Source organism: Grimontia indica (assembly GCF_000333895.2).
Classification (GTDB): Bacteria; Pseudomonadota; Gammaproteobacteria; order Enterobacterales; family Vibrionaceae; genus Enterovibrio; species Enterovibrio indicus.
This window is the reverse complement of the sequence record NZ_ANFM02000047.1, coordinates 24,936-45,075: the sequence shown is the minus strand read 5'-3', so window position 1 is coordinate 45,075 and position 20,140 is coordinate 24,936. Positions and strand designations below refer to the sequence as shown.

At 51.2% G+C, this 20,140-nt stretch carries 9 protein-coding genes; 1 reads left to right on the top strand and 8 read right to left on the bottom strand.

Annotation, left to right across the window (positions count from 1 at the left end; all coding sequences use genetic code 11):
- Positions 1–74 precede the first annotated feature (74 nt).
- A complete protein-coding gene (locus tag D515_RS21915; protein ID WP_002541763.1) occupies positions 75–9,287 on the bottom strand; it encodes a retention module-containing protein in 9,213 nt (3,070 codons plus the stop codon).
- A gap of 387 nt (positions 9,288–9,674) precedes the next feature.
- Here D515_RS21915 and D515_RS21910 point away from each other — a divergent pair, with 387 nt between their 5' ends.
- Positions 9,675–10,844, top strand: coding sequence for a Card1-like endonuclease domain-containing protein (locus tag D515_RS21910; protein ID WP_002541761.1), 1,170 nt, complete (start codon positions 9,675–9,677; stop codon positions 10,842–10,844).
- A 76-nt stretch (positions 10,845–10,920) separates the two neighbouring features.
- Here the strand turns inward: D515_RS21910 and udp are convergent, their stop codons facing one another.
- The 7 genes from udp to D515_RS21875 all read right to left on the bottom strand — a co-directional run bounded on the left by udp (position 10,921) and on the right by D515_RS21875 (position 20,010).
- Complete coding sequence (gene udp, locus D515_RS21905; protein ID WP_002541760.1) at positions 10,921–11,688, bottom strand: uridine phosphorylase; 768 nt, start codon at positions 11,686–11,688, stop codon at positions 10,921–10,923.
- 247 nt (positions 11,689–11,935) lie between these two features.
- Positions 11,936–14,275, bottom strand: coding sequence for a zinc/cadmium/mercury/lead-transporting ATPase (locus tag D515_RS21900; protein ID WP_039850492.1), 2,340 nt, complete (start codon positions 14,273–14,275; stop codon positions 11,936–11,938).
- A 78-nt stretch (positions 14,276–14,353) separates the two neighbouring features.
- On the bottom strand, positions 14,354–14,827 hold the full coding sequence (locus D515_RS21895; protein ID WP_002541755.1) for a response regulator: 474 nt from the start codon (positions 14,825–14,827) through the stop codon (positions 14,354–14,356).
- A 12-nt stretch (positions 14,828–14,839) separates the two neighbouring features.
- On the bottom strand, positions 14,840–16,255 hold the full coding sequence (locus D515_RS21890) for an SLC13 family permease (protein WP_002541754.1): 1,416 nt from the start codon (positions 16,253–16,255) through the stop codon (positions 14,840–14,842).
- A 204-nt stretch (positions 16,256–16,459) separates the two neighbouring features.
- The gene (locus tag D515_RS21885) at positions 16,460–17,935 is read right to left on the bottom strand and encodes an MATE family efflux transporter (protein ID WP_002541753.1); all 1,476 of its coding nucleotides are present in this window, start codon (positions 17,933–17,935) and stop codon (positions 16,460–16,462) included.
- Between the two features lie 121 nt (positions 17,936–18,056).
- Positions 18,057–18,476, bottom strand: coding sequence for a CBS domain-containing protein (locus tag D515_RS21880; RefSeq protein WP_002541752.1), 420 nt, complete (start codon positions 18,474–18,476; stop codon positions 18,057–18,059).
- Positions 18,477–18,696: 220 nt separating this feature from the next.
- The gene (locus D515_RS21875) at positions 18,697–20,010 is read right to left on the bottom strand and encodes a DUF945 family protein (protein ID WP_002541751.1); all 1,314 of its coding nucleotides are present in this window, start codon (positions 20,008–20,010) and stop codon (positions 18,697–18,699) included.
- Positions 20,011–20,140 lie beyond the last annotated feature (130 nt).

The following is a 20,140-nucleotide window of genomic DNA, read 5'->3' as shown; positions in this document are numbered from 1 at the left end:
AAAAAAGCACTGCTTATTGCAGTGCTTTTGTTATTTGCTTCAAGAATTAAACGTCGTTATCTGTGATAGTGCGCTTAATCCAGCTTGAGCGTTTGCAGTTGAACCAACTCGGTCAGGATTTGCGTGGTGCTTGCACCGTCTGCAAGGCCAATATCGGATAATGCGACACCTTCAAGCACGATATCCTGAACTTCCATACTTCCCGGCGTTTGCGAAATATGCAAGGTGATCGGATTACCATCCGTGCCGCCTTCTGGCGTAATGTAACTCAGCAAATCTTCAACGCTTGAGCCGCTACCCACAGCCTCAGGCAACAAGCCGGAGATGTCCAGCTTGTCACCGGTGGTTTCTGTGCCGACATCGAAGTCGGTAATGGTGTCTACCGTGAGCGTTGCCACGTCCACATCCGACTCCGCCCAGGTGTAGGTGTCATCACCCGCGCCGCCTGTCAGGGTGTCGTTCCCTGCCCCGCCCATCAGGAGGTCGTCTCCATCGCCACCGCTGAGGATGTCTTCGCCATCTCCACCGACGAGAATGTCTTCGCCGAGCCCACCTGTGACGGTGTCATCACCATCACCGGCGTAGATGCGCTCGCCGTCGTCATCTGCGGTAAGGGTTTCATCCGCTTCGGAGCCGAACTGTGTGGTGGCTGGATCAAACACCACCAACTGACCCGTCATCATCATGGATTCGAGGATTTCATCTTGCGTGAGTCCTGTTGCGTCCATGCCTAAAAGGTCATTGAGCGTAACGCCTTCGACAATGATGTTCTGGATTGGCGCGCTGGTGTCATCCAACACCTGAATGCGGGTGTTACCGTCTACAGTCTGGATATCCAAGCGGTTCGCCAAATCGGTGAAGGTGACAATGCCCGTCGAATCGAATGCGTCAGAGATGTCGATAACATCAATACCTGATTCGAAGTCTTTGATGGTGTCGGTAGCTGCTGCTGCGGCGTTGCCGAAATCACCGGACTGCCATTTGAAGGTGTCTTTGGTGCTGTCGCCTGTGCCGCCGAGTTCGCCACCCCACATTTCGTCGTCGCCTGCGCCGCCAACGAGAATGTCTTCGCCGAGGCCGCCGACCACAATGTCATCTCCGTCGCCGCCATGGATTTCGGTATCAGCATCGCCATCAATCACCAGATTGTCTGCGCTGCTGTCAGCCGGTGTGGTGTTCAGCTCGCCTGTGGTTTCGGTATCCACCACGTTCGCGTTGATGGTGAGTGTGGCTTGTTGTGGATCGCCATCGCCGACATCAGAGAGCGCCGTGACGGTAATGTCGCTCGGTGGCTGTCCGCTGAAGCGAAGGTTGAGGTCGCTCAGCGTCAGGGTTTGCAGTTCTGTCTGGCTGAATGTCCAGGTGCCGTCGCCATTGTTGGTGCCGACTGGCGTGCCTGCTGCATCCACGATTTCAGCTGCTGTGCCCATGCCACTGAAAGTGAGGCTGAACTCGTTGTCGATAGGGTCAACCAGCGACGTCATCAAGCCCAGCAGCGGTACCAGCACGCCTGTGGCTGCGCGCACTGACGCCAGTTGCGTCGCGGCAGTGAGTTCTGGTAAATCCGATTTCGGTGCAACAATGATGGAAACGGTATCGAGGTCAAATTTCTTGCCTCCAGAACCTTGCTCTCCTGCTGTTGCCTCGTCAAGAGTTTTCATGGTGAGGCTATCTTCACCAGAAGTATTCTCGCCAGCAAACCTGTATTCCACACCGCCTGCCAGCAGTGTGTTAATCAAGTCAATATTACCCCTTAAGATCAGAGAACCTGTGCCATCACCCGTGACTGTAATATCAGTGGTGTCAGACATATCCGGTAGTGTCAAACTGCTACCAGCCCCAACAGACAGCTCAACTTTAACAATACCGTTGCCGTCACGAACATCAACATCCTCTACCTGAAGATCCGTGATGGTCAGCACCACATCTTCTTCTGCTTCATAGCTGTCAGACAGGATGTTGACAGGGGCATCGTTCACTGCGCTGACGTTGACGTTGACTTGCTTGTTCACCACATCATCAGAGACTGCGCCGTTATCCACGGTCTGTATCGCCAGATCCAGCGTGTAAGTACCGTTGCCATCCTGTGGTGGCACGAAGGTCAGGCCATTGAGTTCGGTCGCTGCCACTGTGATAACCACTTTGCTGCTATCCAGAGGGTCTATGGTAACTGTACCTGTTACACCGTCTGGCAACACCAGCTGCGCACCTTCTGGTACGTTGGTTACAGTGACCAGCAAGGTTTCCGGCTCGTTCTCAATGAAGCCTGGGCCTGCGGGTAAGCTTTCGCGGTCATCTTTGGCGCTGATTTCGATATCTAAATCGACGGCAATATCTTCGGTGGTCGAGGCAGAGCCCGCCGCAAACACGTTTGCGCCGTCGCCCTCTGGCTCAACCGTCAGTGAAAGCTCCTGGCTTTGACCAACGACGAAGTTTGCGCCCGCTTCTTTGGTGTAAACCGTCATCATCAGGTCGACTTCACCACTGAAGTTGGCCGGAGGGATAATCTGCAACTGTGACAGTGAAGAAAGATCGGTCACGTTACTTCCGGCAATGACCCAAATACCGCTGCCTGCATTCACCGCAGGTGCCGCAAAGGTGAATCCTTCCGGCACGTTGGAAATAGAAACCGATGACAGTGATTCAGAGCCGTCAATATCGGAGAAAGACGCACCGAGCGCGGCCAACGAGAGCCCGCCAGTGGCATCTTCTGTCATGGTCAGTTCTACGGTGGCGTCGTCTTCAATTTCTACACCGTCTTTGGTGAAGGTCACTTCATCATGAACCGGCAACACGTCAAACGAGAAGCTGGTTGATGTGGTGCGACTGTCGACACCTGTTGTCGCCGTGTCGGTGATGGTGAGCTCCGCAGATATCTCAACCGTGCCACTGAAATCTGCCGCGGGTTTGAAGGAGAAGTCAGACAGATCTGCGCCAGTGAGCGTAATCGTTGACGACTCGGTGCCATCAGCCGCGACAAACACACCCACGGATGCCGGTACGGTCAGTACTGCGGAAGAGATAGCTTCCAGACCGTTGGCACTGTCTACATCTGCCAGAGAACCGGCAATGCTCAATGAGATAATGCCGTCTTCCAGCGCTTCATCTGGGTAGAACTGCTCTGTATCTCCTGGCTCTACCGGCTGCGGTGGCGTTTGGTCGTTCAACCCATTGGTGCCGTTCACAGTCAAGCTGAACGAGAAGTCGGTTGAGTTGTCGCCCGGTTGCTCCGCCCCATCCGGTGGCGGTAAATCAACCAGCGGTTTCACGTTGAACTGCACCGTGACATCTGTAGTTTCTGTGTCGCCGCTTCGGGTATCGACACTCACGAAGGTCAGTGGAATGTTGAGCTCACCGGCGAAGTCATCCGGCGCTGTGATAGAAAGACCGGAAAGGTCGATGCCCCCTGGATAAGGTGCACCCCCATCTTGTCTTCCCGGCACTTCAAACACGTAGGTATCATTATCTATGTGGTAAAGCGCACCGGAAATCACTGTACCCGCGGGCACGTCTGCACCATTGATGACAACGGTGATTTGGTCAAACTCGACGTCATCAGCAGTGCCCGTTGGGTAAGAAATTGCATCACCCAGGGCTTCCAGCGAAATTGGATTATCTTCATCGCCTTCAATCACAACCGGACTGGTAGGCGCAACGATTTGGTGCGCCTGCTCAACGTCTGTGCTGTTGTTTGTGTAGTTCAGGGTGATCACTGAACTTGAAACCGGCGTCAGTGCACTTGCATCTCCCTCGCCTGCATCACCTTCATCCTGCACCATGGCGCTGATTGTAAAGGTGGTTTGGCCTGAGGAGTTTGGTGGCGCAATGATGCTGAAGTTGTTTGGATCGCTGATTACCCAACCACCTTCGCCATCGGCGACGCCATTTTCCACGTAGAAACCTTCTGCCAGATCCGTGATAACAATGCGGATGACGGTTTCGTCGCTCGAATCGTCTGGGTGAACAAACACAACACCATCGGTTAGATCAATTCGGCCTTCGCTGTCAGTGGTAATTTCTGTGACTGATGAGGTGCCTTGCAGCAGTTGCAGTTCGCCGTCTTCTTCTTCGACGGTAGCAACCACGTTGACATTCACAACGCCAGTGATGGTTTTCTCTGCCTGACTTTCACCTTCGAAGTCTTCCTGTCGAACAGTCACTTCGGTGTTCAATGTCAGGTCCACATCACTGTGTGGGCCACGTTTCACCTGCAGTTGGTAACCGTCTGCAATTTGCGCTTCGGTCAGGGTGACTTCACCGCCGACTGGCGTCAGGGTGATAACATCGCTGCCTTTTACAAGCTGCACGCTATCATCGTCCGCAAAGCCGGAAATAGTCGCACCAACCACGGTTTCTGCCACGCCTTGCGCAGTTGAATCCGGTGCGCCTGCAATGGTGAGATCCGGCTGCCAATCAATGTTGATCCACTGGTCTTCGAAGCCAGAAGATTCGCTATTGGTGTAGGTGTCCGCCGCGTCGATAACTGGTGGATCGATTTTCACTTCAATGATGTTTTCAACCGCTTTCGAATCGCCATCATTCTCGGTGGCAATCAGACGCGTGTTGATTTGAATATCTTCTGTCGAGTGTGGTGGCAGTTTCAGATAAACGTCCTGCCCTTCCAGCGCCGCCAAATCGACGGAGTAAGTGGCAACGGACATGCCTGCATCGTTGGTTGCCCAACCTGCGAATGCCAGTTCCACTTCAGTGAGCGAGCCATCACCGTTTTTGATCACGAAGCTCACGCCTTCTGGCAGGTCAATGATGATCAGCGAGAGGCTTTCTGAGTTATCAGTCGGCGCTTCGGCTTTCTCGCCCGAAACCACATTGAAGTCAATCGCCACCAGACCGTCACCATCAACGCCATCTTCCGGCACTGTGGTCGAGACATTGCCCGTGGTTTCATCCACCTGCCACTGGCCTGCATCTGTACCCGGATTTTCAACGCTGAATTCCGGTGTATCAGCCACACCCGTGACAATCACATTCAGCGACGTGGCTGGGATAATGCGCTCGTCATCTGGCGACGTTGGTGAACTATCTACCACGATACCTTCAACCTGAATGCTGAAGTTTTCATTGCTGTGCACAGGCGGGATAATTTCGATCTTGTCGATATCGTCCACCGAAATGCGGTCTGTGTCTGTCAGCGTGGTAATGGTGCCGCCATCGTTGAGTTGCAGCACTGCACCGTCTGGCAAATCGAAGATGCGCACGAACAGGGATTCTGAACCATCATCATCAGTGCCTAACGTGGTGAGGGAAATCTTGCCTGCCAGAGAAATAGCGCCGCCTTCAGCGATTTCTGGATCTGGGTTACCCGCATCCTCGTTATCGAACACACGTTGAACCGTCAAACGGGCATCATCTGCCTGTGGTTCAACGCGCAGGATGAGTGACGTTTCCGTCGATGCCTCTTCCACGCTTGATGGTGAAGATTCCGTCGAAATCGCTTTGATGGTCAGCGTAATGTCACCACTGAAGTCGGCATCTGGCACGAAACGCACCTGATTAAGACGGGATGGATCTGTCAGTACATATGAACCGTCGCTGCCAGTAATAGAACCGCCCAGCAGTTCGCCCATATCTGGCGTAAGGGTAAATTCATATCTGAGCGTTTCTGAGCCATCGGTATCTTGCAGCGCACCTTCAGACAAGTCTGCCAGCGTGAAGTCGTCGGCACCAAAGCGCTCGTGGTCTTCATCGACTTCATATACGCCGTCTGCCGCGTCACCAATCAAGCTGAGGCTTGGCACATCTGCCACGCCTTCTACGGTGATTTCAAGCGGCGATGTTGAGGTTACTGGCGTATGGCCATTCACTTCCAACTCAACATCGAATTGGATCAGATCTGTGCCGTCGTAAGAGGAGTAATCCGGATCCGGTACGAAGGTCACGCCCGTAAGGTCGAAGATGATGGGTTCGTCGGTGCTGGACGCTTCAAACATGTCCGAGTTGAGGACAATGTTGCCGTCTGCATCTGGCATGATTTCGACGCCGTTGAAGTAGAAAGTACCGCCAATATCACCCGCATCATCGCGGGTGGTAAGGGTCACTTCGCCGTTCAATACCAGTCGGCCACCCTCTTCCAATGCTTCGCCAAGGTCGTTGTCACCGACGTTCAGCTGCATGTTGATTGGAATGCCTGTGGTACCATCAACGCCGGCTGATTCTGTATTGGTGTCGGCCTGACCTTTGTCCTCTGTACCCGTTACATTGGTAAAGGACAGGGTTGGCGCTTGGTCATTGATGGTGAGGGTGATTTCACCTTCGGTAGTATCGCCATCAAAGTCAGTCACCTTGTATTGCAAACCTTGTTGCAGCACTTCTTGAGGGTTTGCGAGGTTTGGCTGCATCACGAAGGTGATTTCACCCACTGGCTCGTTACGTGGGTTAATTTCCACGGTACCCAACATGAGGGTTGGATCATCGACAGAATAGATATCCACGCTTGAGGGAGCCGTTGTGGATACGGGCTCCCATTCTTTACCGTTGAAGATTTCAGTAATGAGGGTAGTGCCATCTGCCCCACTCAAATCTTCAATACCCGGTACAGAGCTAGGGTCTGTAAGGGCAAATACATCAACCGTTGCTGTGATTTCACCAGACGGCGCATCATCTAGCTCCATATTGATGGTGCCTTGCGCTGTTGGTACGTCATCAATCACGGTAATGGGTACATTGATGCGTGGCGACTCATCCCCATCAGCATCAACCGTGTAAGCCTTAAGGCCAAACACAGCTTCGTTATTGCCATCACCTGGTGCATGGTCGATCGCAGACAGCAATTCGAACTCAAAAGTACCATCCTGATTGAGGGTGACTTTGAATACGTCGCGCTCATCGCCCGTTCCGTCATCTGCGGTACCGAAATAGGTTTTCGGATACGCATCGCTAACCGGGCGTTGTTCCAGAAGAATCGGGTGACCACTTGCTTGCACAGGCGTGCCGTCTGGGTAAACGACGTAATCCGTTTCCAGTCTGAAGTCTTCAACCACATCACCGTTGTCTTTATCGACTTCCAGTGAAAGCGGATTACCGTCTTCATCTGTAGTGTCGATATTGAGCGTACCGCTTGCTTTTGAGCCTTGGTTGGAACCGGTGCCATCATCAATACTGCTTTCTTCGACAGTCACACCATCACTGGTGCCGAAGCCGAAGGTGGTTGAGTTGTCATCTGTGACTACGAAGCTGATAACACGCGGCGCTTCGGTGTTTGGATCCGTTGGGTCGACAAGTAGATCGCCATCCGTGTCTGCCACCTGCACAGGCACTTTGATCATGATTTGGTCACCATCCGCCGTCACGAGGCCAGACGTATTCTCTGTGCCTGGGTCCTGCGGGTGAATCAGTGGCTGATACTGGGTAATTTGCGTATCAAGATCGACATCCAATCCATCAGCGCCTTGCTTGGCTGAAACTTCAATTTCCAGCGCTGGTGCGCCGTTAATGCTGGCAGTAATTACAAAGGTTGGGTTTCCGTTCGCATCTGTGGTTTCAGTCACCGCCACATTGTCGATCGGATCACCATCATTGTTAGTGAGCTCTTCCAGCTCGGATTTCAATGCGTCGAGCTGTTCCAGCCTAACGGTCGTTGGATCGAGTCGGTCAGTCGCTGCATCAATGGTGATGGTGCCAGATTGCGAGTGCGACGTTGCCGAATCCATCGGGGTATTCTGTTCTTGCAGCTCAATGAGGTCGAGCGGATTACCGTCGTCATCTGTGCGCTCTCCACCTTGCGCAACTTCACCATCGATGAGCTTGAACGACACTTCTGATTCGTTACTGACATCTCCGTCAGCATCAGTGACGGTAAATGGGAAGGTGAAGGTGGTGCTGTCGTCATCCCCATCACCGTCGCTGTCGCCGTGTTGGTCAAACGGATGATACTGGGTGACTGAATATTCCGCTGGCTCTCCCGGGGTATCAGAAGGTTTGAGCGAAATCTCGAGGACTTTTTCTGGCGTGCCACCGTTATCGGTGTAGAGCGTAATCACACCAGACACTGAGGTATCAACCACGGTTGGCTGACCATGACTGGTAATGCCGGCAAACTGCGCTTCTGCTGCCGCAGCATCAAAGTTCACGCTGGCAATGTTGTCACTGCCAAGATCAACACCGTCTGTGGTGGTGGCTGTATTATCGGTCGCTGATGCAGCTACTTCCGTCAGCTCGACGGTGGCTTCGCCGATGACTGGTGCTGCACCATCATTGCTTTCCAGCGTCAGTTGCGCTGGGTTTTGCATCAAATCGCCGCCTGTATCCGCGACTTGAAGCGGCAGATTGATAGAAATTCTGTCGCCATCAATATTGACGTAAGTCCCTGAACCAGTGGTGTGATCAAGCGGGCCGTTTTGAGTGAGCGTGGCATTGATATTGAGATCGTTACCGCTTTGCGTTGCTGTGACCACCAGTTCGACAACGGTTTCACCATCTACGGTGCCTGTCAGGGTAAAGGTTGCAACACCACTGCCGTCCACACTGGTCTGGCGGGTGAAAACAACCGCTTCACCGTTCGCGGTAATTTGTGCAAGTTCGGCTTCTACAGCCGCCAGATCGCTTGGGGCAATTTGCAGTGAGCTGGCAACGAGCGCTTCTGTACCGGCTTCAATCACGAAACTGGTGGTATCTGGCGCGCCGTATGGGCTGTCGCCTAAATTACCTTCTGTAACTGACAAAGACGCGCGCTGCCCACCGGTCGCATTAATATCCGGAGGCGTAGGACCGCTTCCATCTCCACCACCAGTAATATTACCCGTCCCGTCATCATCGGCACCGAGGAAGTCTTCTGTATTATCTAGTCCGCCAAGTAGGCCGGCGGTATCAAAACCTGCTTCAGCCAGCGTGGCAGCATAGCCGTAGTCAACCACAATAAAGCCGGCATTAGCAGAACCGCCGCCGCCCTCGCCTGCTGCAGTTTCTTCAAAGACTTCTGTTGGGTCGACACCATCAACAATCAGCTGTTGTAGTTGGGCAACATCGATATCAAGAGGAACATCGGCGTTTAAAGCATCGCCGTTAAATGTGAGGCTATGAGTCGCGGAGTATTGTGCAAATTCACTATCGCTTAAAGGCACCAAGCAGGACGCACATTTTCCATCAAATACAAAGCGTTGGTCAGCTTGGCTAACCAGTACAGAACTGTTTTCATTTGTTAGTACGACTTGGTTGGGCGCAATTTGCATGCCCGCGCGAAGAGTGATGATGCGTGCATCACCGGCAACCAAATACGCTTGTCCATCCACCTTGTCGACGTTTAAGCCGACATCGAACTCATGACCAATCATAATTCTTTCCCAACTTTCGTTCGCATTTTTTCACGCGAATCCATGTCTTTAACTGTTGTGCTGAGAGTTTAACCAGCTAGATGCGCAGTGTCTTTCCGTTACCCAGCTAGTTTCATTTCTTGCTCAACATTGAGAATTGGTGAGACAGAATTTCATGCAATTCCATCTCCTTACTGACACAAATGACACTTTTAAGATTAGGAAATGAGGGCTATTCGTGGGAACTTTTCTTAGTGAAGTCCCATGTATGCACAAAACAGCCGTACTTTTCATAAGAATCTGAGCAGTAACTACTTGAATATTCCGCTCATAGCCCAGATATTGTCTTAAAGAACAATGAAGGATGGGTATGAAATAAAGTCAAAACGTCATCCTAATGGAGAATATATGGCCACACATGTCGGTATTATTGACCAGGATCCGGTCCGATTGGTCACTGCCTTGCTGCACCGAAAGTTCAAGGCCGAAAAAGTGATTTTCATTGGCGTTGAATGTCAGCTTCCGCAGTATGAGCAGCTGAGTCAGGTTCTCACGCCGAAAGGCTTCGAAACCGAATTTTTCCAGATCCCTTCAGACATAAACATTCCTCTTATCAAGGGCAAAATTGAAGAGCTTGCCCGTCGTTTGAAAGATGAAGGGACAGAAGTCTTCTTCAACGCCAGTTGCGGGTTGCGTCATCGCCTTTTGACTGCTTACGAAATTTTCCGCACCTACCACTGGCCGATTTACGTGATTGAGCCTTTCAGTGACGAGCTTTGCTGGTTGTACCCTTACGGCAAAGAGCAGGAGCAAGTTGAAGACCACATCAACATCAGCGATTACCTGACCATCTTTGGTGCGCGCTGCGAGCTGCCAGAAGATGATATTCGCAGTGTGTTGGACACCACGATTGAAAGTGTCGGCCACAAATGGGCAAGCAACGCCTATGAGTTGGGCCCAGGCTTGGCAACCTTGAACTATTTGGCGACCACCTGTCGCAAAGAGCAAAAGCTGGATGTTGAGCTGAGCGACAAGCAACAGGGCTATCGCGAGCTGGGCATGTTGATTGATGATTTGAACGACGCGGGTCTTTCAACCTATCAAAACGGTGTGCTGACTTTCTCAAGCGAAGCGGCCCGTCGATTCGCGAACGGTGAATGGCTGGAATGGTACGTTCACCATATTGTTGAAGAAATTAAGCGCGAGCTGCTGACCATTCAGGATCTCTCTTTGGGCGTTCAGGTTTACCGCCAGATTGGCGATAAGGAAGTGCGCAATGAGCTGGATGTCGCGACAGTGGTGAATAATAAGCTTCACATCATCGAGTGTAAGACCAAAGGTATGTCTAGCGACGGTGATGACACGCTTTACAAGCTGGAATCGATTCGCGATCTGTTGGGTGGCCTGCAAGCACGCGCTATGCTGGTGAGCTTCCGCCCTCTTCGTCATCACGACATTACCCGTGCGACAGATTTAGGGCTGGCATTGATTGGTCCCGATCAGTTGGGTGATTTGAAAACGCACCTATACCAATGGTTCCTCCGCGCGGGCGGCCATGACAAAGGTCTGTTTGACTGATTCCTTCAGCGACAAAACAAACAAAAAAGCCGACGCGGATGCGCCGGCTTTCTTTTGGGTTTCGCTGTATCTGTGGTTATGCGTTAAGCATCTTACGAGCAGACTCTACAACCACTTTGATAGAACGCGCTTCGGTCGCTGCCATGGTTTCTGCATTCGGGATTTCTTTCTGTGTGCGGTTAACGATAACACCCGCTACACAACCCGCTTTCAGGCCTGAACTTGCACACATGGTCAACAGCGTTGCTGATTCCATTTCGAAGTTCAGAACACCCATCGCCTGCCACTCTTCCATTGAACCCTGGAAGCGACGTGTAACACGACCGCTGAAGGTGTCATAGCGCTCTTGACCTGGGTAGAAGGTATCGCTTGAAGCTGTCACACCGGTGTGAACTGCTGCACCAGACTCATCTGCCGCTTGTTTCATCGCCGTGGTCACGTCGAAGTCAGAAACGGCTGGGAACTCCATTGGTGCAAAGTGCAGGCTCGCACCGTCAAGACGGACAGAGCCAGTCGTCACGATGATATCACCCACATTAATGTGCGGCTGGATAGCGCCGGTGGTGCCAACACGCAGGAAAGAGCGAACACCCAATTGCGCCAGTTCTTCTACCGCAATAGACGTTGAAGGGCCACCAATGCCGGTTGAACAAACCACCACTGAGTGACCGTCCAGCTTACCGAGGAACAGGGTATATTCGCGGTGGCTGGCCAGAAACTTTGGCGAGTCCATCAGCGCTGCAATTTTTTCCACGCGCGCCGGATCACCCGGAATAATCGCCATGGTTGCGCCTTCAAGATCAGATTGGTTCACGCCTAAGTGGAATACGGTTTGTTCGGTCATTATTTAGCTCCTCAGTCATCGACACAAAGGGTCGACACATCTAAACGTAGGGTATGAGCTCCTCTCAGTGGGAGCTGCTATTTCATGCTCCCACCATACCAATCACGGAGGAAAATAAAGTGACAAACCTCACTTTTGATAAAGTTTCATTTCATTACATTTCAGTTTTTAGTGACATTGATCACTTTAAACAATGAAACAAAGTGCACTCTATCCAGAGACGGTTTTTTAGCGCTTAGAACGCCACTCAAGCTTTAAAGCGAAGTAACCTCAGAGCATTCAGAGTAACGATAGCAGTGGCACCACTGTCTGCTAAGACTGCAACCCAGAGCCCTGTAAAGCCAAGCACACTGGTCACCAGGAACACGGCTTTTAAACCGACCGCCAAAGCAACGTTTTGTCTGACATTGCGCATGGTGGCGCGGGACAAGGCTATCACTGATGGAATCTGCTCTATGCGATTTTGGCTGAGTGCAATGTCTGCCGTCTCCAGCGCGACATCTGTGCCTCCGCCCATGGCAATACCAATAGTGGCGGATTTCATTGCCGGCGCATCGTTAATACCATCCCCGACCATCGCCACGCGGTGTTTCAGTGCGATGTCATGAATAGCTTCCACTTTGCCTTCAGGCATCAGACCTGCCCTGAAGTCCATATTCAGACTTCCTGCTAATCCTCCAGCGGCATGGGGGTTGTCCCCTGTCAGCATCACTGAACGCACACCAGCTTTGTTCAAAGCATCAACGGTGGCTTTGGCGGTTGCTCTCAGCTCGTCACGCCAGGCAAGCGCGCCAGAGGCAATACCATCAATGAACACAATGGCCACGGTTTTGCCTTGGTCGGCAATAGTCTGCGCAGCATTCTGCCGCTCGGCACTGACAGTGTATTTCTCATCCAGCTTGTCGAGTGCCAACACTTCGAGGTGTTTGCCTTCTACTTCACCGGAGACGCCTTTACCTGCTGTGGCGATAACATTCTCGGCCGTCAGGCTGGCTAGTCCTCTCGCGTTGGCTGCTTCCACCACGGCTTTTGCCAAGGGGTGATGAGAACCCTGCTCGACCGCTGCTGCCTGTGCAAGAAGTGCGTTGTCATCGCCTTCCCAAACCAGTACGTCAGTCACGACAGGCTTACCTTCCGTGAGCGTGCCGGTTTTATCAAAGGCGACCCACTCTACTTTGCTCAAGGCTTCGAGCGCGGCACCGCCTTTAATGAGTGCACCTTGTCTTGCCGCTGTGGCGAGACCGGAAGTCATTGCGGCAGGTGTCGAAATCACCAATGCACACGGACAGGCAATCAGCAACAATGCCAGACCGCGATAAATCCACGTATCCCAGCTCTCACCGAACATCAGCGGTGGAATAGTGACCACCAGCGCGGCGAGCACAATCATCACTGGTGTGTACCAGCGGCTGAATCTGTCAATGAACCTTTCTACCGGTGCTCGACGCGACTCTGCATCTTCAATCAAATTCAAGATACGGTCGATGGCGCTCTCACCTTGCTTTGACACAACTTCCAATGAGACAAGTCGATCGACGGCCAAGGCACCAGCCAACACTTTATCGCCCTGCTGTTTTTCAACAGGTATGGACTCGCCGGTGAGTGCGCTCATATCAAAAGCAGCAATCTCATTTTTCAAAACCGCATCCGCTGGCAACCTGCCACCCGGTGCGATTTCGATGGCGTGTCCCGGTTGCAAAGAGGACACGGAGACAGACTCTTTTCTGCCGTCTTCAAAAATACGGGTGACGGTTTCTGGCACCAACGCCATCAATGCTTGGATCCCGGCACGCGCTTTTGCTGAAGCGTAACCTTCCAACCGCTCACCAATCAGAAACAGGACTAACACCATGGCGGCTTCAACCGTTTCTCCAAGGTAAAGAGCACCAAACGCCGCAATGGACATCAGGGTTTCGATGGAAAACGGTGAGCCGGAGCGCCCAAGGATGATGGCTTTCTTCACGATGGGGATAAGGCCGAGCACAGTCGCCAAGGTAAACAAGGCGGAGCCTGCTTCTGGCATCCACTGCGACAACACGGCGGCGAACGTCATCACGGCAACCAATGAGATCAGTAAGCCGTCTTTTTTGAAGGTAGTAAGCCAGCCGGATTCTGACTCCAGGGGTTTGGTTTCTGTCAGGCTAAGCAGCGGAAAACCGGTTTTGGCGGCCTTGGCTTCAATCGTTGCTTTCAGCTTATCGCTGTCGGCTTGGTTAAGGTTCACGATGAGCTTTTCGGTCGCAAAACGCACCTGTGCGGATTCAACGCCGGTGATGCCTTTGAGTGCGGTTTCGAGCTTATTGGCGCAGCTTGGGCAGTCCATATTGGTCACGCGCCATTGCAGACTGTCACTGAAAAGGACGGGTTCAGAAGGTGTATCGTTATTCTGTGTTTGGCTGCTGCATGTTTGACTGCTGCAACAGCCTTGGGACGATGGATCGTCAGTGCCTCCATCAGATATTTCTGGGGTAGAACAACTGCTCTCGCTCACGGTATGTGATGAACAGCAAGCCTTCGGTTGGGTTTCCGGCTTGCTGGTGTGTTGAATCGGATTTTGGCATTTCACTGAATGACATGAATGGCACATAGGTTTATCTCCTTAACCAAGTTTCATTATCAGTGTAAACCTTGGAGCCTACTCCAAGGTCAACCCGAATCTGTGAAATTACTTCAATCTGTCTAACACTACCTGTGTATCGAGCACATCAGGGAAGTCTCTATAATCCAGTCCTGCATCAAATACATACTGAGTCACCAGCTTTTTGGCTGCGCCAAGCAATGCTTCGGCATCCCATGGTTTTTCAAAGTAGCGTTCAATGCTCGCATTGTTGATCGCTTCAATGGTATCAGCATGGGTGGCCTGCCCTGTCAGTAGGACTTTACGGGTAAAGCGAAAACGTGGGTCCAGCGAAACTTCGGTTAACAGTTCTACACCGGTTTTCTCTGGCATCACGTGGTCAGAGATGATCAGCGCGACATGCTCGCCTTCTGCATCTAACTCATCAATCAGATCCAGTGCTTCATCGGCAGACTCACAGTCTTCGATATGAAAAGCCACCGCCAGAGAAGAGAGATCTTTCAGTACTGCACTCAGCACCTCGCGTTGGTCATCAACGCAAATGATGTTTACTTTTTCCATCTGTTTCCCTCATTACAGGAATTCCACCATGCGTAGAATCCATACCATTACAAAACTGAGCGCGACACCCACCACGCCCAAAATAACGCCTACTTTCGCCATCTGGTTGCTACTGACATGACCCGTCGCATGCGCCAACGCATTCGGTGGCGTACTGATTGGCAGAGACATACCCAGTGAAGCAGCAAAAGTCACGACAAGAATCAGTGTGGTTTCACCACCAAGTGGTGACAGCGAAACCATAGACACACCCAGCGCCGCCATGATCGGCATGAGCAAGTTGGCCGTTGCTGTGTGAGACATAAAGTTCGCCATCAACAAACAAAGTGCCGCAGCGCCAAGAAGCACGATTTCCGGTGCGTAGTTTTCAAATGGGATGCTGTTTACCAGCAACGCCGCCAGTCCGGTTTTATCCAGTGCCAGACCCAATGCGAAACCACCTGACACCAGCCAAAGCACATCCCAAGAGACTTTTTTCAGATCTTCTTTGTTGATGATGCCTGTCATCGAAAAGACAGCAACAGGGATTAATGCCACCGTGTAGGAGTTCATGCCATGGCTTGAACCCATCAGCCAGAGAAGCACGGTGACCGCAAAGGTGACATACACGGTGATGGCTTTCGGGGTTTTAAGGAAGCGCCCTTTGATAGCCAGATTGATTTGTTTTTCGTCTGCCGGAAACAGGAAGCTGAGTAATACCCAAGCAAGAAGGAGCATGACGATAACAAACGGCACACCAAATGCCATCCATTCGCCGAAAGTGATCAGGTTTTCGCCTGTCAGGTATTTCAAGGCAATCGCATTGGGAGGCGTGCCGATAGGCGTACCAATACCACCAATGTTCGCCGCGACCGGAATTGACAGTGCGAAGGCAATTTTGCCAGGGTCATTGGGTTTAAACAGTGCGAGGATTGGTGTGAGGATCGCTAGCATCATCGCCGTGGTAGCGGTGTTGGACATAAACATGGAGAAGATGGCAGTGATCATCATCAGGCCAGCCATTACCATTTGTGGTTTGTTACCAAAAGGCTTCAATAACACCCGCGCAAGGTTGATGTCCAAACGGTATTTTGTCGCAGCCATGGCAAGGAAAAAACCTCCCAGGAACAGCATGATAATTGGGCTCGCGAACGTCGCCATGATGGTGTTGTATTGCAGCAAGTCACCAAATTCGGCGCTTCCCGCGTTGCTGCGAAACCAGATTAACCCTTTGTCTGACAGGAACAGGAGTTCGAGCACAATCACCACCACAGACGTTGCGTAGATGGGAATAGGCTCTAACACCCAACACAGCGCTGCCAGCAAGAACAAGGCAATGGCTCGCTGCTGCATCACGGTGAGGGTTTCAAATGGAAAAGCAGATGCCGGAAGTATCAGCACGAGCAAGGGGATAAGAATTGGAAGTATGTATTTAGCGTGAATGCGCATAATCGCTTGTAGTCCCTTAAAAGCTAAAACGCCCACTTCGTAACCTGCCGAATCCGTGGGCAACTGGATTATTTTGCGCGCAATGTCATGATCAGTTACTGAATTAGATCAATAAAATGCGGTGTATTTTCAATAGTCTGCATTCCGAATTTTCAAATAAAAAAGGACGCTCAATGGCGTCCTTTGGTAAAGTCATCGTTTTGGCTAAGAGCGTGATGTGTTCTTGGAGATATCCTCGTCTGATAGCAACTCATCAGCATCTTCCGCCATCATCTCTCGACAGCTTGTCAGCCCTGCCGCCGGAACATTAGGCTCCACAGGAACAAGATCTTCTTCTTTTTCCTCGTGGTCTTCGGCCAACTGGTTGATAAGACGTTTAACCAGGAAGTAACCCGCGATGCCAAACAGCACAGAGCCGACAGCCTGACCAATCAGCACCCCTTCTGCACCTGCGTAATGACCACCCACATACACAAATGGAATGGTTCCAAGTGTCGCCTTGCCCACATTGAGCATGGTCGACCATGTTGGTCGGTTAAGGTTATTAAACGCGGCATTGGAAACAAACAAGGTACCGTTGAAGATGAAGGTAATGGCGATATAGGTACAGAACAGAGCCACCATGGAAGCGGCATCCCCATTCAGGCTAAAGGCATCAATGATTAACCCTTGGGAGAAATAAAGGATAATCGCGACGCCCACACAATACGCTGTCACGAACTTCACCGAGTCGCTCAAGGTCAATCGCACCCGATCAAACCGAAGTGCACCATAGTTCTGTCCGAGGATCGGGCCTACCGCGCCAGAGAGGGAGAAAATCAGTGCAAAGGAGACAGGTAATAAGCGCCCCATCACCGCATAGCCTGCAACATAATCTGCGCCAAATTTCGCAATCTGAGCGGTCACGATCGCATTGCCGATAGGCGTCGCCGTGTTAGTGATGATGGCAGGGCCCGCGATATTGGTGATGGCTTTGAAGTGAGTTTTCAAATCTTCCAACGTCGGCATGGTGACCAAATCGTGCTTTCGGTGTACGGCTTGGAACGCCACACCGAACATGACGAAGCGAGAAATTAAGGAAGCGGTTGCTGCACCTTCCACGCCCATGGACAAGGCAAAGATAAAGATAGGATCCAATACGGCATTTGCAGCACCTGCTGCCAAAGTTGCTGACATGGAACGTTTGGCATCTCCCACGCCTCTTAACGCCGCACCACCAGCCATACCCATCGCCATTAACGGTGCGCCAGGGAGCAAAATCCAGAGGAAGTCAGCCGCTTTCTGTGCTGCTTCCCCTTCAGCGCCAATAGATGCAAGGATAGGGTCAAGGAAAACCAGAATAATCCCTGCGGTGATGATGCTGACCAAGGCTGAAAACACCATGACGCTGCCAGTGATTTTACGGGCTTCTTCGCGTTGACCTGCACCTAGCGCACGACTCACCAAGGCGCCCATGGCAATAGAGGTACCAATTGAAACTGACGTGGAGAAAAAGATGATGGTACCGGCAAAGCCGACAGCGGCAGCCAGCTCGACTTGCCCGAGCAGACTGATGAAGAACATGTCAGCCAAGTCGACTAAAAACAGCGCCATCAAACCCACAGCACCGGATGTCGACATCACGGTGATATGGCGCATGATAGAACCATTAACAAACTTGGCCTGAGATTGGTTTGGCATGAAAAGTCCTGTTTTCTATACGGTTAAATACGCCATGTAATGGCGAACAGACTATGATGCCACGAAAAAAAGGTGCCTCAAGCACCTTCTTTGATACAGCACGTTCTATTTCTTTTAACAGTTAAACTGGATGGTGGAACGAATCGTCAATTTGCGCTGCTATCGCACGCAGGATATCGCGTCGTGAAATACAACCGACCAGCCTTTCATCTTCGTCAATCACCGGATAGACCTTTGGCTTGGCTGGCAGCATTTCTTCTGCAAGGCGGATGATGCTGTCATCAGGAAGAACAGCCTTCACATCACTGTGCATACAATCTGCAACGTTGTTACTGTCCTGACAGTAATAACCCGCTTTCAGCAGTTTGTGAATCAAGTCTTGTTCGGATAAGAATCCAACCACTTTGTTTCTGTCATCAACGACGGGGCCACCCGTCTGGTTGGCACTGAGCATTTTCTCCAACGCCCTGGAAAGCGGCATGGAAGCGGTGAAGGTAACCGGTCTTTTGTTCATGTAATCTTTCACTTTGATCGATTCCATGCATCCCCCTAGTTTTGTTTGATACGTTGTTAGAAACAGGGACAAATCTCTGTAGCTTGTACTAACAGTGTTGACCAACCTGAAAAAATTACTAGCTGCCACAAGGGTATTTTTACGCTTTGTCACAAATGGAAGGCGGTTTTCGTTCATTTTTTCACGTAACTGAAACAGAAAAGCCGGTCACAATGGACCGGCTTTATTTACTTGCAAATGCAAGACGTTACATAAACATCATCATGAGTAGACCAATTGGAATGCGCTCACCCGTTGGGGAAACTGCTTGGTCGCCTTCAATCTTTGCTTCAAGCGTCACGCCATTTTCGCTTTCGCTGATAAAACCATAAGGTTCAAGGTTGTTCAGTGAAGCAGAAACTGGCGGTACACCATGAACATAAGCCGCTGGAACATTCACCAACAGGTTACCTTTCAGCTTGGACATCAGCGCACCAAAGTTTTGGGTCACACTGCCAAGGCCAGGCTCAACCGTTAAATCAAACTTGGCATCTACGCGGCCTTCAGGTGTATCCACTTCTAATGGCAATAATTCGAAAGTCATACCACTTTCTACCAACTCATCCAGAGACGTCGCCAGCTGCATCATATCTTCGTCGGTTGGCTCTGCATTTAAGCTATCTGCTTTTTCTGCCAGCGTCAGCATGGCGGTGTAATCCAGATCTTTGAAGTTTACTCCCAGCTTAAAGTTATTCAGCTCGATGGTTTCTGGCACATCAAGATTCTGGAATGAAACGGTATTTTTGCTTGTAATACGCAGTTCTTCAGGCGTTGCCGTCGCGACATCACCATTAGTGGCATCCATTTCATTTCGGACATCAAGTCCAAGGTTGGTCACGGTCGCAGCCATACCAGTGACGTCAGTCAGGCTCACTGTCTTGGCATTCATGAGTTGTTGACCAACCCACATTTCATCGACCATTTTACCTTGGCCAGAGCCAGTAATTTCAGTAAAGGTAAACTTCTCGCCCTCAACACCGGAAAGCTCAACAGAAGGCATTTCCATCTGATAAACAATGTTGCCATCTTTGTCCGCTGAACCTGAGACATTGGCTGGTGAGGTGACAATCTTGATCTCTTCGTCGCCGCCATCCATCGCACGAACGGTCAGGTCAAACTGCGTGTCCCCCAAAATCGACGTTTCACTGACCAGAGTGATTGGTGACTCACCTGACGGCCAAAGCACTTCAGACAATGCTTTAAGTTCTGGGGTCATATCAATGATGGAAATTGAACTGATGCTAAGGAAGCCATGGTCGATTTCACTCAGGACAGTGAAAGACGTTGGTAGGCCTTCTTCTTCATAAACGGTTTTGGTAGAGCCTGTCAGCGAAAACTTGGTCACTACATTTGAAGATAAGTAACCACGATCGTAAGAAACGTTTTCAACCGCCATGTAAGGGGATTTGGCTTTCTCAACCTCAGCTTCATATTGAGACTGACCAATTTGTCCCGTCGCAAACGGCCATAAGACAGCAATCGCTACCGCACCTGCTACAGCCGCATATTTTCCAAAAATCATTTTCACTCCAACTGACTCGACTTTCTAGTGCTTACGAGTGTAACCCATTGGTTCTCATAACCCTATTAGGCGGCTGCGTTTTCTTAAATTATGTGTCAGTTTGCAGCGCTCTTCTCAGCTTAAAGACGGG

What these genes read in the sequence shown, in the direction of transcription:
- D515_RS21915 (WP_002541763.1), bottom strand. Translation starts at nt 9,287, where the DNA reads ATGATTGGTCATGAGTTCGATGTCGGCTTAAACGTCGACAAGGTGGAT.
- D515_RS21910 (WP_002541761.1), top strand. Translation starts at nt 9,675, where the DNA reads ATGGCCACACATGTCGGTATTATTGACCAGGATCCGGTCCGATTGGTC.
- udp (WP_002541760.1), bottom strand. Translation starts at nt 11,688, where the DNA reads ATGACCGAACAAACCGTATTCCACTTAGGCGTGAACCAATCTGATCTT.
- D515_RS21900 (WP_039850492.1), bottom strand. Translation starts at nt 14,275, where the DNA reads ATGTGCCATTCATGTCATTCAGTGAAATGCCAAAATCCGATTCAACAC.
- D515_RS21895 (WP_002541755.1), bottom strand. Translation starts at nt 14,827, where the DNA reads ATGGAAAAAGTAAACATCATTTGCGTTGATGACCAACGCGAGGTGCTG.
- D515_RS21890 (WP_002541754.1), bottom strand. Translation starts at nt 16,255, where the DNA reads ATGCGCATTCACGCTAAATACATACTTCCAATTCTTATCCCCTTGCTC.
- D515_RS21885 (WP_002541753.1), bottom strand. Translation starts at nt 17,935, where the DNA reads ATGCCAAACCAATCTCAGGCCAAGTTTGTTAATGGTTCTATCATGCGC.
- D515_RS21880 (WP_002541752.1), bottom strand. Translation starts at nt 18,476, where the DNA reads ATGGAATCGATCAAAGTGAAAGATTACATGAACAAAAGACCGGTTACC.
- D515_RS21875 (WP_002541751.1), bottom strand. Translation starts at nt 20,010, where the DNA reads ATGATTTTTGGAAAATATGCGGCTGTAGCAGGTGCGGTAGCGATTGCT.